Origin of the sequence: Halanaerobium salsuginis (genome assembly GCF_900114545.1) — a bacterium.
GTDB lineage: Bacteria > Bacillota > Halanaerobiia > Halanaerobiales > Halanaerobiaceae > Halanaerobium > Halanaerobium salsuginis.
In genome coordinates this window covers 12585-25379 of the sequence record NZ_FOTI01000015.1, presented here as the reverse complement: position 1 = coordinate 25379, position 12795 = coordinate 12585, and the positions used below count along the sequence as shown (strand labels likewise).

The 12795-nt window shown below is 32.9% G+C and carries 16 protein-coding genes; 15 read left to right on the top strand and 1 reads right to left on the bottom strand.

Annotation, left to right across the window (positions count from 1 at the left end; all coding sequences use genetic code 11):
• The first annotated feature begins 63 nt into the window (after positions 1 to 63).
• From pstC to BMZ74_RS06500, 9 genes are all read left to right on the top strand, one after another.
• Complete coding sequence (gene pstC / locus BMZ74_RS06540) at positions 64 to 951, top strand: phosphate ABC transporter permease subunit PstC (RefSeq protein WP_089861244.1); 888 nt, start codon at positions 64 to 66, stop codon at positions 949 to 951.
• Positions 951 to 1817 (top strand): phosphate ABC transporter permease PstA, encoded by an 867-nt coding sequence (gene pstA, locus BMZ74_RS06535; RefSeq protein ID WP_089861241.1) that lies wholly within the window; start codon positions 951 to 953, stop codon positions 1815 to 1817. Before pstC ends, pstA begins: the two co-directional genes overlap by 1 nt.
• A gap of 19 nt (positions 1818 to 1836) precedes the next feature.
• A complete protein-coding gene (gene pstB / locus BMZ74_RS06530; RefSeq protein ID WP_089861239.1) occupies positions 1837 to 2595 on the top strand; it encodes a phosphate ABC transporter ATP-binding protein PstB in 759 nt (252 codons plus the stop codon).
• A 27-nt stretch (positions 2596 to 2622) separates the two neighbouring features.
• Entirely contained in the window at positions 2623 to 3276 is a 654-nt protein-coding gene (gene phoU / locus BMZ74_RS06525; protein WP_089861237.1) for a phosphate signaling complex protein PhoU, read from the top strand.
• A 210-nt stretch (positions 3277 to 3486) separates the two neighbouring features.
• Positions 3487 to 4248, top strand: coding sequence for a hypothetical protein (locus tag BMZ74_RS06520; RefSeq protein WP_089861235.1), 762 nt, complete (start codon positions 3487 to 3489; stop codon positions 4246 to 4248).
• Positions 4249 to 4319: 71 nt separating this feature from the next.
• On the top strand, positions 4320 to 4748 hold the full coding sequence (locus BMZ74_RS06515; protein WP_089861234.1) for an RrF2 family transcriptional regulator: 429 nt from the start codon (positions 4320 to 4322) through the stop codon (positions 4746 to 4748).
• 81 nt (positions 4749 to 4829) lie between these two features.
• A complete protein-coding gene (locus BMZ74_RS06510; RefSeq protein ID WP_089861231.1) occupies positions 4830 to 6557 on the top strand; it encodes an ABC transporter ATP-binding protein in 1728 nt (575 codons plus the stop codon).
• A 116-nt stretch (positions 6558 to 6673) separates the two neighbouring features.
• Positions 6674 to 7147 (top strand): PspC domain-containing protein, encoded by a 474-nt coding sequence (locus tag BMZ74_RS06505; protein ID WP_089861229.1) that lies wholly within the window; start codon positions 6674 to 6676, stop codon positions 7145 to 7147.
• The gene (locus BMZ74_RS06500; protein WP_089861227.1) at positions 7140 to 7451 is read left to right on the top strand and encodes a LiaI-LiaF-like domain-containing protein; all 312 of its coding nucleotides are present in this window, start codon (positions 7140 to 7142) and stop codon (positions 7449 to 7451) included. Before BMZ74_RS06505 ends, BMZ74_RS06500 begins: the two co-directional genes overlap by 8 nt.
• Positions 7452 to 7487: 36 nt before the next feature.
• Here BMZ74_RS06500 and BMZ74_RS06495 read toward each other — a convergent pair whose 3' ends face one another.
• Positions 7488 to 8003, bottom strand: coding sequence for a biotin transporter BioY (locus BMZ74_RS06495; protein WP_089861225.1), 516 nt, complete (start codon positions 8001 to 8003; stop codon positions 7488 to 7490).
• A gap of 105 nt (positions 8004 to 8108) precedes the next feature.
• On the opposite strand from BMZ74_RS06495, the gene ispE reads away from it, so the two are divergent.
• The 6 genes from ispE to BMZ74_RS06465 all read left to right on the top strand — a co-directional run bounded on the left by ispE (position 8109) and on the right by BMZ74_RS06465 (position 12716).
• On the top strand, positions 8109 to 8969 hold the full coding sequence (ispE, locus tag BMZ74_RS06490; protein ID WP_089861223.1) for a 4-(cytidine 5'-diphospho)-2-C-methyl-D-erythritol kinase: 861 nt from the start codon (positions 8109 to 8111) through the stop codon (positions 8967 to 8969).
• A gap of 86 nt (positions 8970 to 9055) precedes the next feature.
• Positions 9056 to 9457 carry a MerR family transcriptional regulator gene (locus tag BMZ74_RS06485; protein WP_089861221.1) on the top strand — a complete coding sequence of 134 codons (402 nt, stop codon included), beginning with the start codon at positions 9056 to 9058 and terminating at the stop codon, positions 9455 to 9457.
• Complete coding sequence (glnA, locus tag BMZ74_RS06480) at positions 9457 to 10788, top strand: type I glutamate--ammonia ligase (RefSeq protein ID WP_089861219.1); 1332 nt, start codon at positions 9457 to 9459, stop codon at positions 10786 to 10788. Before BMZ74_RS06485 ends, glnA begins: the two co-directional genes overlap by 1 nt.
• A gap of 43 nt (positions 10789 to 10831) precedes the next feature.
• A complete protein-coding gene (locus tag BMZ74_RS06475; RefSeq protein WP_089861217.1) occupies positions 10832 to 11368 on the top strand; it encodes an ECF transporter S component in 537 nt (178 codons plus the stop codon).
• 4 nt (positions 11369 to 11372) lie between these two features.
• Positions 11373 to 12374, top strand: a complete 1002-nt coding sequence (locus BMZ74_RS06470; protein ID WP_089861313.1) for an AIR synthase family protein — start codon at positions 11373 to 11375, stop codon at positions 12372 to 12374.
• 60 nt (positions 12375 to 12434) lie between these two features.
• Positions 12435 to 12716, top strand: coding sequence for a SpoVG family protein (locus tag BMZ74_RS06465; protein ID WP_089861214.1), 282 nt, complete (start codon positions 12435 to 12437; stop codon positions 12714 to 12716).
• Positions 12717 to 12795: the final 79 nt, after the last annotated feature.

Genomic DNA, 12795 nt, shown 5'->3' with positions numbered 1-12795 from the left:
GGCCTCTCCCTTTTTCTGAATGTTTATTTATAAAAACTTTATCCATTTTAAGAGGTGAAATTAATGTTTAATTGGAGAACTAAAGAAAAAATTATTAAAAATATCTTATTGTTTTTTGCTTTCTCTTCAATTTTATTTTTAACTGGAATTATAATTGTTTTGTTTAAAGAAGGAGCACCTATTTTTACTAAAGTTGGTATTCATGAATTTCTTTTTAGTAGTGACTGGTACCCAACTTATGAACCGCCAGGATATGGAATATTTAATCTGCTGGCTGGCTCAATAGTTGTTACTATTGGAGCAATGGTAATTGCTGTTCCTTTTGGAGTAGCTTCTGCTATCCATATTTCATATATATTACCCCAAAAATATAAAAACATTGTTAAACCGACTATCGAAATGCTAGCTGGAGTTCCTTCAGTTATCTATGGCTTATTTGGCATGAAAATTCTGGGGCCATTTTTGCAGAAAATATTCCATCTACCAACAGGCTTAACAGCTTTAACAGCAATGATTATGTTAGGTATAATGGCACTACCAACTATAGTTAGCCTGGCTGAAGATGCAATTACAGCTGTTCCTAAAAACTTTCGTGATGCCTCACTAGCTTTAGGAGCAAATCGTCTGGAGACAATGCTGCGTGTTATTTTACCGACAGCGTCCTCCGGTATTGTAACTGCCATTATTCTTGGCATGGGAAGAGCTATTGGTGAAACAATGACTGTTTTAATGGTAGCTGGCGGTGCTGCGTTGTTTCCAGCTAATATTTTAAAACCAGTTCGACCAATGACATCTACAATCGCAGCCGAAATGGGAGAAGCACCTGTTGGCAGTAGTCATTATCAAGCTTTATTTGGTATTGCAATTATTTTGTTTTTAATAACTCTAATCTTTAATATCTTTGCAGATATGGCACAGCAGAGATTTAAAAAGAAAGTGAGTGGCGAATAATGGATAAAAATTTAGCAAAAAGAAAAATTACAGAAAAAATAATTTTTAATTTATTAGGATTGCTAATGCTATCTTCAATAGCAATTTTAGCTTTAATTATTTTCTTTATTTTTAAAAGAGGGATTGGAGTAATTAGTCCAGGCTTTTTACTGGAGATGCCTAAAAATGGTATGACTGAAGGAGGTATTTTACCGGCTATTCTTGGTTCTTTTTATCTTGTAACGGGTTCAATTATTGTGGCAACACCTCTGGGTGTTTTTGCTGCAATTTATATGACAGAGTATGCTAAGAAGGGGAAATTAATTCGAATTATTCGGATTGGAGTAAATAATCTGGCTGGAGTACCATCAGTTGTTTTTGGTTTATTTGGTCTTTCAATTTTTGTTAAATATTTAAACTTTGGTGTATCAATATTATCAGGTTCACTAACATTAGCAATAGTTATTTTGCCGACAATTATTAGAGCTTCTGAAGAAGCCCTAATGTCTGTTCCAGATGATTATAGAAGTTCTTCGCTGGCACTTGGGGCAACTAAATGGCAGACAATTAAAAATGTTGTTTTGCCAGCAGCTTTACCAGGTATTTTAACTGGCTGCATTCTGGGAGTTGGCCGGGTGGCAGGAGAAACAGCCCCAATAATTTTTACAGCTGCAACTTTTTTTTCAATGCGTTTACCAGATTCTATTTTTTCAGAAGTTATGACCCTGCCCTATAATATTTATGCTCTAGTTGCTACTGGAACATTTCCCCAAAAGCAGGTTCCCATAGCTTATGGAACGGCAGTAGTACTGCTTGTTTTAGTATTATTAATTAATTTAATCGCTATTTTTATGAGAATTAGATATAGTAAAAAAAATCATAAATAGGTTGAAAGGGGTAAAAAAAATGAGTGATAACAAAATGGAAGTTAAAAACCTGGATTTCTATTATGATGATTTTCAGGCTTTAAATAAGATAAATATTCCACTTAAATCAAATAAGGTTACTGCTTTAATTGGTCCTTCAGGATGTGGAAAATCAACTTTTTTAAGAACTTTAAATAGGATGAATGACTTGATTGAAGGAACCAGGGTTGAAGGTGAAATATTGTTTGATGAGAAAAATATTTATGATCCGGATGTTGATGTGGTAGCACTTCGTAAACGAGTTGGAATGGTTTTTCAGCAACCCAATCCTTTTCCGAAATCAATTTTTGATAATGTTGCTTATGGCCCTAGAATTCATGGTTTAAAAGATAAAGGAAAGCTGGCAGAAATAGTTGAAAAGAGCCTGCAAGGAGCTGCTTTGTTTTCTGAAGTAAAAGATAGGCTTGACGATTCAGCTCTTGGACTTTCCGGTGGGCAACAGCAAAGGCTTTGTATAGCACGCGCTCTGGCAGTAAGGCCAGAAGTTTTGTTGATGGATGAGCCAGCTTCAGCGCTTGATCCAGTTGCAACCGCTAAAATTGAAGATTTAATTGCAGAATTAAAAAAAGATTATACAATTGTCATAGTAACTCATAGCATGCAGCAGGCAGCTCGTGTTTCTGATAATACAGGATTCTTTTTAATGGGAGATCTGGTTGAATTTGATAAAACAGATAAAATATTTGAGAATCCAACTGATCAAAGAACTGAAGATTATATAACTGGACGTTTTGGCTAAAATCATCAAAATTAAGGAGGACTAAAAATGAATGATTCTCGCAAAAATTTTCATCTTGAAATAAATGAATTAGAAAATGAAATGTTAAAGATGGGCAGTATTGTTGGTGAAAGTATTCGCAATAGTATTAAGGCCCTGGTTGATAAAGATATTGCTTTAGCAAATCAAGTTATAGCAGACGATGATATTATTGACGATTATGAATTAAGTCTAGAAGAGAAATGTACTAAATTAATTGCTTTACAGCAGCCAGTAGCAATTGATTTGAGAAAGATAATTGTGATTTCTAAATTGGCTACTGATTTAGAAAGAATTGGTGATAATGCTTCTAATATTGCATATAAGGTAAAAAAAATAGATCAAGAAAAACTAATTAAAGAGATGAATAGTTTACCTAAAATGACTGATCTAGTAGTTAATAGGCTCAGAGAGAGTTTGGAAGCTTTTGTTGATATGGATTTAAAGAAGGCTAAAAAAGTTGCTAAAAGTGATGAAGATGTTGATGTGTTTGATGAGCAAATTGTAGCTGAACTGCTGACAATTATGAAAACTGATTGTGATAAAATTGAACAGGGAGTGTCTTTAATGTTTATCAGCCGTTTTTTAGAAAGAATTGCTGATCATTCAACTAATATTTGTGAAAGAACTATTTATATGAAAACAGGTAAAATGAAATATTAATTAAAGAAATATTCTTATAAAATAATAATCTTTTATATTAAAAAAAGCTGATATATATCAGCTTTTTTTAATGTGAAAATTAATAGGCATATTTTAAAATAAAAACTATTGACATTAATATATAAACTAAATATAATTAATATATAGTTTATATATTAATTATATTTAGATAATGAACTATATATTTATTAAAAGGGGAGGGAAGTATTTATGCGGAAATTTTCTGCTAAAGAAATCCTGGCTAAATTAGTCGATAATGATAAAAGTAAGCATAAACCATATATTGTAGAAAATGAAAAGCTTAAAGTAATTCCTGATGGTAAGGGAATAGGCTGGTTTTCAGATAGTAAAGGTTCTTTTTTATATCAAGAATTAACAGATGACTTCATGATTGAAACATCTGTTAAGGTTAAGCAGAAAGCAAATAATAATAAGCAAAGAGCACAATTTTCTTCAGCTGGATTATTAATTAGAAATCCATTATCAAGTCCAGGAAAAGAAAACTGGATTATGTATAATATTGGATATCAGAACTCATTTTATGGAAGAGAAATGAAAGTTACACGGCCTTCAAATGGGTTTAGGTTTGATCCTATGTATTTTATTGGTTATCGGTCATTATCAACTTTATATTTGATTCCAGCATTAGAAACAGGATTTGTCAGATTAAGAATGGCAAGAATATCAGATGAGATACGCTTTTACTACTTTGCAGATAATAAATGGCAAGAAGAAAAACCAACTAAAGGGATAGAAGTTATGGGAAATGGAATAAAATATCAAGTCGATCAGTTTAATAAACAAGAGTTTAGACCAACTAACTTATCACTTCCAGCTAAACTTCAGGTTGGGTTGATTACAAATCCAGGTATGAATACCAGGAAACCATGGCAAAAATATCGGGATAGTGAAATGCTTTTTGCCTACTATTCTTATAAAGAAATTAGTAGCTTTACTGAATGTTTAAAATAATAAATTAGTTTTAAATTTGTTTTTAGTTTAAATTTTAAATTATTAGCCAATATTTTGGAGGAGGTTTAATTTTGGGATATTCACTAGCATTTTCTCAGGCCATTATGATAATTATATATATTTACATTAAAACTGAGTTGGGGGAAATTAATTATTTATCCAAAAAAAAGATATCTAATGCTTTAAATATACCAGCGCCTACTATTTCTAAGATAATACGATCATTAATTGATGGAGGAATTTTAAAATCAAAAGAAGGCAAAAAAGGTGGTTTTTCATTGAGTATGAAGCTAGCAGAATTGACTTTTTATGATATTTTTACTGCTATTGAACGTAAAAAGCCACTTTTTAAATCAAATTTCGATATTAATTTAAGTGGTGATAAAGTAGAAAAAGTAATAAAAGGAATCAATGATTGTCTTTATGCAGCCGAATTAGCAATGAAAAAAGAACTTAAAGATAAAAAAATTAAAGATTTAGTAAGTCTTTATCTTGAATAAATTTCTCCTTTATTTATTAATTGCAATAATAATTGTCCTGTGATAGAATTTCTAATTAATAAATAAAAAGGGGGGGAGCAGATGCTGAAAAAGTTTTTAAGTTATTATCGCAATCACTGGCAGCTCTTTGCAGTTGATATTGGTTGCGCAATTTTGATGTCAGGCCTGGATCTTATTTTCCCAATTTATATTCAGCGCTTGATTGATCAGTATTTTCCACAGCGCAATTTAAATATGATAATTAGAATTTCAGTCATTTTGTTAATACTTTACTTAGTAAGGTTTATTTTTCAATATATTGTTCATTATTGGGGGCATGTAGTTGGAATCAGAATGGAAACAGATATGAGATCAGAACTATTTACCCATTTGCAGAAGTTATCATTTAAATTTTATGATAATAATAAGGTTGGTTATTTAATGTCCCGGGTAATTAATGATTTAAATAATATTTCAGAACTGGCTCATCATGGCCCAGAAGATCTTTTGATCTCTTTGATGCTGCTCTTAGGATCATTTTTAATTCTTTTAAATATGCATGTTAAATTAGCTCTATTTACTTTTGCTTTAATACCAGTTATGTTTATTTTTTCACTTCATCTGGGCGAAAAAATGTATCATGCTTTTAAAGTTATCAGAGAAAGAATGGCAGAAGTTAATACAATTATTGAAGATAGTTTAAGCGGAATTAGAGTAGTTAAATCATTTACTAATGAAGAATATGAGAATGAAAAATTTTGTCAGGGTAATCATAATTACAGGCGTTCTCGAGAATCTGCCATGAAAAATATGGCTCAATTTCATTCCGGAATGAATCTTTTTATTAACTTAATTAAGTTAAGTACTTTAGCTGCTGGAGGTTATTTTATCTATACAGGATCTTTAACAGTAGGACAGATGGTAGCATTTCTTTTTTATGTTGAAATGTTCATGAATCCAATTAAAAGGTTGGTTAATTTTAATGAACAGCTGCAGAGAGGAATGTCTGGTTTTAGCCGTTTTAAAGAATTACTGGAAGTTGATCCTGAAATTACTGATTTACCAGAAGCGGTAGATTTAACTGATGTTAAAGGTCTGATTAATTATGAGAATGTAAGTTTTGGTTATGATAATGATGAAAAAGTTTTTCGAAATATAAATCTTGAAATTAAACCAGGTAAAACAGTTGCGTTTGTTGGGCCCTCTGGAGTGGGGAAATCTACTTTAACTAAGTTATTACCTAGATTTTATGAAATTAGTCAAGGCAGAATCTTAATTGACAATATTGACATTAAAACAGTATCTTTAGAGTCTTTGCGGAGAAATATTGCGACTGTACAGCAGGATGTGTTTTTATTTAATGGTACAGTAGAAGAAAACATAGCTTATGGTAATGCAGAAGCAAGTAAAGCAGATGTCATTGAGGCAGCCCGAAAGGCTAATGCACATGAGTTTATTTTGAATTTGCAGCATGGTTATGAGACTGATGTCGGAGAACATGGGGTTAAGTTGTCTGGAGGCCAGAAACAGCGTATTTCAATTGCTAGATCTTTTTTGAAGAACCCTCCAATTTTAATACTTGATGAGGCAACTTCTTCGCTTGATAATAAAAGTGAAAAAATAATTCAGCAATCACTTGATAAACTTGCTAGAGGAAGAACAACTCTAGTAATTGCTCATCGTCTTTCTACAGTAATTAATGCTGATCAAATAATTGTTTTAACCGAAAATGGTATTGTGGAGAGAGGAACTCATCGCGAACTGATGGAACAGCAAGGAGAATATGCTTCACTTTATAATGAACAATTTTCAACTGAATTAGCTGGTTAGTCGGAGAATATTTCTCCGGCTTTTTTCTTTGACAACTTAAGCTAAATTTGCGATACTATAGACATAGTAACCGTTAATTAATTAGTTTTTTGCTGTAGTTAGAAAGGAAGATAATAATGAAAAAAAGACTTTATAGATCACGTACAGATAAAAAAATTGCAGGAGTATGTGGAGGCTTAGCTGAGTATTTTAACATTGATTCTACATTAGTTAGGTTAGGAGTACTCTTGATATTTTTATTTTATGGGGTTGGTTTGATTGCCTACTTATTGGCCTGGTTAATAATGAGAGAAGAGCCTGAGCACGAAACAGCTTATAATTCTACTACTTATTATCCGGTTCAATCAGACTATCAAAGTAGAACAGCTGATAAAGATTTTGATTTTACTACAGAAACCAAAGTTAATAAACAGGCTGAAGAGTCAGAAATAGCAGCCAGAAGAAGGCAACTTCTAGCCGTAATTTTAATTGTTGTAGGACTAATTTTTTTACTTGATATCTGGTTACCAGATTTTTATTGGGAAAAATATTGGCCGTTACTTTTGATTATTGGAGGTATTTTATTACTTAAAGGTGATAACAGTGAATAAAAATCGTGATAGAACTTTGCTGGCTCTTTGTTTAATCTTGTTCGGTGTTTTATTTTTAGGAGCTAATTTGGGTCAGTATACCTTCAGTTTTTTCTGGTTTATGCACACCTATTGGCCAATTTTAGTGATAATTTTAGGTTTTCATGTTTTGTTACAAGAAAGTAAATTTTGGTTTCTGGTTCCATTACTCTTAATTATTTTAACTGTTTGGTTAACTTATTATTTGAGCAGCCAACCATCGTTTAATATTTCACCTAATTTTAGACAGCATTTCTTTTATTTTAAAGAAGGGCCATTTAGATAATAAAATACCACCCATATGGGTGGTATTTTATTTAAATTAGTGTCTGGCTAAACTACGTTTAATTATAGGAGCAATAAATATAACAAGGGTTATTTTAAATATGTCACCTGGAATAAAAGGTATAATTGTCATAGTTAAAGCAGCTAAAAAGTTATTTCCAGTTAGCAGCATAAAATATAAGCAACCAATTATGTAGTCAGTGATTATTGCAGCTGTACAGATAAAAAAACTTTGTCTTTTATCATTGGTTTTTATTCCAGCTAAACCTGCCATAGCTATAAATCCGATTAAAAACCCACCTGTTGGACCAGCTAGAATACCTGGGCCAGCAGCTCCACCAGCAAAAATTGGTAAACCAACAGCTCCCAGGATAAGATAGCCCAACTGACTTAGCATAGCATATTTTGCACCAAGTAATCTGCCGGCAAGTAAAATGAAAAAAGTTTGTAAGGTTATTGGTACAGGAGAAAAAGGTAAAGGTATTATTAAATAGGCTCCTACTGCTGTTAATGCAATTAACATTGCAGATTGGATCATTTTATTAGTTTTCATTTTAGTCTCCTTTACTCGATTTTTAATGACTGAAGGTCAATTTTACAAAAATAATAATATCATAAATAATAAAGTTTTTAAACTAAAATTTATTGGGGGTCAAATATGGATAGTTTAGTTTTAAATGCTCCGGCAAAGATAAATTTAGCTTTACAGGTCCAGAAATTAAGAGAAGATGGTTTTCATGAATTAAAAATGATTATGCAAAGTATTTCTCTTGCCGACAAGATTAAGCTTAGTAAAAGCTCCGAGGGGATTAGTTTAAGCAGTTCTAGTAATGAATTACCACTTGATAATTCTAACCTGGCATTTAAGGCTGCAGAGAGTTTTTTTTCTGCTAACCAGGTTGAAGGTGGAGTTGAAATATACTTGGAAAAAAATATTCCTATTGCAGCTGGATTAGCAGGCGGCAGTGCTGATGCTGCTGCAGTAATGAGAGGTTTATATAAACTTTTTGAATTGGAAGAGCAAACTGCTAAAGTGAAATCGCTGCTGGCTCAGCTTGGTTCTGATATACCTTATTGCCTGCATGGCGGAACTGTCTATGCAACTGGTCGAGGGGAAGTTTTAGAACAATTACCTGAGTTAGATAAAAAACACTTACTAGTAGTTACTCCAGCAGTTAAATTAGCAACACCTACCGTGTATAAGCAATATGATAATTTAGCTGCAGAATCTGAGTTTAATTTTGAAGCCATATTAAAAAATTTAAAATTTGAAGAAAAAGTTAATTGGAGTTTAGATTATAAGAATGATCTACAGCCTGCTGCTGAAAGTTTATGTCCGCAAATTAAAGAAGTAGAAGAACTGCTTAAAGAAAGTGGTGCTGAGTTTACTTTACTGTCAGGAAGTGGCCCCAGTGTTTTTGCAGTTTACCCGCTGGCCAAACAGGCAGAACAGGCTGCAAAAAATTGGCCGCGAAAAACTGACTTTATAACTGCAGCAGAAACGATCCCGAGCTATTGATTTAGGCTGATCTATTTGATTGACAGCTATTTTTATTCGTGTTATACTTTCTGCAATAAATAACTTAACCAGGAGCAGTGATGTCGATGAAAAAGGATAAACATATTACTATGAGAGAAGCCAAGGAAAGGACTGGACTTACTTCTCGTCAAATTCGCTACTATGATGAGCAAAATCTTATTTTTCCAGCTAGAAGTAAAGGCAATCAGAGATTGTTTTCTGAATCTGATCTCCAGCGCCTCTTGAAAATCAAAAAATTGCTGGCAGCTGGTAATAGTATAGAGACTATTCGCCTAAAAATGAAGACACCTCAAGCAAAAGAAATTGATCCTTATGCTCAATTGAGTGAATTTGAAGATTCAATTAATGATTATGCTGATGAGGAACTTGATTCACTTTATCCTGTCTCCAATCGCTTTGCCTTATTAAAAAAACTTACTTTTAATGATCATGACATTAATGATCAAGAATTTGAGGAGGAAAATTGATGGCCAAATTAAGTAAAGAAGAAATTCTTGCTTTAGCAGCTGAAAATAAAGTGGAATTTATTAGGCTGCAATTTGTTGATATTTTAGGTATCATAAAAAATGTAGCAATAACTATTGAGCAGCTGCCAGCAGCTTTAGAGGGAGAAATAATGTTTGATGGTTCTTCAATAGAAGGTTTTACTAGAATTCATGAATCAGATATGTATCTTAAGCCTGATTACGATACATTTACTATTTTCCCCTGGGAAAATGAAAGTGGGCGGACTGCAAGACTGATGTGTGATATTTATACTCCAGCTGATGAGCCATTTGCTGGCTGTCCCAGGAATGTTTTAAAGCAAGTTATTAAAGAAGCAGAAACAATGGGGTATCAAATGTATGCTGGACCTGAACCAGAATTTTTCTTATTTGAAAAAGATGAAGTTGGTAATTTAACTACTAGAACACATGATAAAGGAGGTTATTTTGATTTATCTCCAATTGATCGAGGCGGAGAAGCCAGGCGTGCTACAGTTATAGCACTCAAAAAAATGGGTTTTGAAGTAGAAGCTACTCATCATGAAGTTGCTCCTGGTCAGCATGAAATTGATTTTAAGTATACTCCTGTACTTAAAACTGCAGATAATATAGCTACTTTTAAGTTTGTAACTAAAATAATTGCTATGCAGCATGGTCTTCATGCTACTTTTATGCCTAAACCAATTTATGGTGAGAGCGGTTCTGGGATGCATGTTCATCAATCACTTTATCAGAATGGAGAAAATGTTTTTTATGATCCTGATTCTGAACTAGGACTTAGTGAAATTGCTCGTTATTATATTGGAGGTCTCTTAAAACATGCCCGGGAAACAACTGCAATTTTAAATCCAACTATCAATTCGTATAAAAGATTAGTTCCTGGCTATGAAGCACCAGTATATATATCCTGGTCAGCACAGAATAGAAGTGCTTTAGTTAGAGTACCTTCTGCCCGTGGTGATGCTACTAGACTTGAATTGCGTAATCCTGATCCAACGGCTAATCCCTATCTGGCAACAGCTGTTATGTTAAAAGCTGGTTTAGACGGAATTAAGAATAAAATTGATCCTGGGGAGCAAACTATCGATAATATTTATGAGATGAATTATCATGAACGTCGGGCTAGAGGAATTAAAAATTTACCTTCTTCTTTAAGTGAAGCATTAAAATATTTTCAGACAAGTGATTTGATGAAAAAAACTCTTGGTGATCATATTCATCATCATTTTCTGGAAGCTAAAAAAATTGAATGGGCGGTTTATAAACGTCAGGTTCATAACTGGGAGATTGATCAGTACATAGCTACTTATTAGGATTTAATAAAAATAAGAATAATTTGTGGAGGGGAGTTTAGTTATGACAGGTAGAGAGAATATTCAGCAGCATCTCAAAAAGCTTGATTTAAAAAAATTAGATACCAGGTCCCTTTCTTTTTTAGCGCTATTTATTGCTTTTACAGCTGTGGCAACTTATTTACATATTCCGGGTCCGAGCAGCTCATACTTCAATCTGGGAGAAGTTGCAATTTATACAATAGCTTTAACTTTTGGTGCCAAAGCTGGTGGAATTGCTGGTGGAGTTGGGGCTGCACTAATGGACTTAATTTTAGGTTATTCTATCTGGGCTCCGTTTACTTTTTTAATAAAGGGACTTGAAGGATTTATTGCTGGTAAAATAGCCAGTCAGAATAGTAAAGAAAAATTTGATCGTAAAATTTTTGCAATTATTGTAGCAGGTAATGTGATGATTTTAGGTTATGCAATTGCAAAGGCGTTTTTATTGAGCTGGGCAGTAGTTTTACCGGAAATTGGAATTGATTTTGCTCAGATGATAATTGGAGGTATTTTAGCTATTCCACTTTCACATCATCTTGATAATTATTTTAGGAAGTGATATTTTGGAAATTGGTAAATTAGCAGGTAGAGAATTGAAGCAGGTAATTTTAAATAAAATAGATCATTTTCGTTCAGATATATTAGTTCCTGCTGGTATTGGAGAGGATAGTGCTGTAGTAGATATAGGTGATTCACTTTTAGTTGTATCTTCAGATCCGATTACTGGCGCAACTAATAAAGCTGGATTTTTAGCGGTTAATGTTTCCTGTAATGATATAGCTGCTGCTGGAGCGGAACCGTTTGGAATTCAGGTTATTTTAATGCTGCCTCCTGAGCTTGGAACAACAGAATCAGAAAATTTAATGCAGGAAATTGTTGATTCAGCTAAAAAGCTAGGAGTTGAAGTTCTGGGAGGGCATACAGAAATTACAGATTTAGTTAAACAGCCAATTATAACAATTACAGCTCTGGGTAGAGCTGCTAAAGGAGAGTTGGCTGCTACTTCTGCAGCCCGATCTGGTGATATTCTATATATAAGTAAAGGAATGGGGATTGAAGGAAGTTATATCCTTGCAAATGACTATCCAAATTTATTGTTAAAAAATGGTGTTAGTCAGGCTGCTATTGATTCAGTTTTAAATTTTATTAATCAGCTAAGTGTATTACCAGAAAGTAGATTAGCGAGGCAAAATGGAGTTAAAGCAATGCACGATGTTACTGAAGGTGGTGTTTATGGTGCGATTGCAGAAATGGCATCAGCAGCTAATTTAGGATTTTTAATAGAAAAAGATAATTTTGTTCCACATGATTCTGTAGTTGAAATATGTACTAAATTAGATCTTGACCCAGCAGGTTTAATTTCATCCGGATCTTTGTTAATGGCTGCTCCACCTGAACTTGATCTGGAAGCTGTTTTTGCTAATTCTGGAATTGATATATTTAGAGTAGGTAAGCTTTTATCAGCCGGAAATTTCATAGTTGAAAATGGTCAGCAGGAGAGCTTTGAACTACCTGAGCAGGATGAGTTATGGAATTTTATAGAAAAAAATTATGGAAATTCTTGACATTTCCAATAAATGGAATTATAATTATAATTAACAAATAATTCCAGAGGTGGTGCTATTATGAAAATTACAGATGTCAGAGTTTTTCCAGTCAATATTAATGGTAGTATGGTTAAAGCTTATGCAACAGTCACTTTTGATGAATCTTTTGTAGTTAGAGATATGCGTATTGTAGAAGGGAAGAATGGCGTTTTTCTTTCTATGCCAGCTCGTCGTAAAAGAAATGGTGATTTTAAAGATGTTTGTTTTCCAATTTCAGCTAAATTACGTGATAATTTAGAAAAAATGGTTTTAGAAAAATTTAGTGATCCGCTTACTGAAGAAGTTATTCCGGATGCTTAAAAATTAAAACTTACGAATTAATATTTTAGCTAAAACTTAACTGACAACACATTACTTGTTGTCAGTTAAGTTTTTTAGC

What these genes read in the sequence shown, in the direction of transcription:
- pstC (WP_089861244.1), top strand. Translation starts at nt 64, where the DNA reads ATGTTTAATTGGAGAACTAAAGAAAAAATTATTAAAAATATCTTATTG.
- pstA (WP_089861241.1), top strand. Translation starts at nt 951, where the DNA reads ATGGATAAAAATTTAGCAAAAAGAAAAATTACAGAAAAAATAATTTTT.
- pstB (WP_089861239.1), top strand. Translation starts at nt 1,837, where the DNA reads ATGAGTGATAACAAAATGGAAGTTAAAAACCTGGATTTCTATTATGAT.
- phoU (WP_089861237.1), top strand. Translation starts at nt 2,623, where the DNA reads ATGAATGATTCTCGCAAAAATTTTCATCTTGAAATAAATGAATTAGAA.
- BMZ74_RS06520 (WP_089861235.1), top strand. Translation starts at nt 3,487, where the DNA reads ATGCGGAAATTTTCTGCTAAAGAAATCCTGGCTAAATTAGTCGATAAT.
- BMZ74_RS06510 (WP_089861231.1), top strand. Translation starts at nt 4,830, where the DNA reads ATGCTGAAAAAGTTTTTAAGTTATTATCGCAATCACTGGCAGCTCTTT.
- BMZ74_RS06505 (WP_089861229.1), top strand. Translation starts at nt 6,674, where the DNA reads ATGAAAAAAAGACTTTATAGATCACGTACAGATAAAAAAATTGCAGGA.
- BMZ74_RS06495 (WP_089861225.1), bottom strand. Translation starts at nt 8,003, where the DNA reads ATGAAAACTAATAAAATGATCCAATCTGCAATGTTAATTGCATTAACA.
- ispE (WP_089861223.1), top strand. Translation starts at nt 8,109, where the DNA reads ATGGATAGTTTAGTTTTAAATGCTCCGGCAAAGATAAATTTAGCTTTA.
- BMZ74_RS06485 (WP_089861221.1), top strand. Translation starts at nt 9,056, where the DNA reads ATGAAAAAGGATAAACATATTACTATGAGAGAAGCCAAGGAAAGGACT.
- glnA (WP_089861219.1), top strand. Translation starts at nt 9,457, where the DNA reads ATGGCCAAATTAAGTAAAGAAGAAATTCTTGCTTTAGCAGCTGAAAAT.
- BMZ74_RS06475 (WP_089861217.1), top strand. Translation starts at nt 10,832, where the DNA reads ATGACAGGTAGAGAGAATATTCAGCAGCATCTCAAAAAGCTTGATTTA.
- BMZ74_RS06465 (WP_089861214.1), top strand. Translation starts at nt 12,435, where the DNA reads ATGAAAATTACAGATGTCAGAGTTTTTCCAGTCAATATTAATGGTAGT.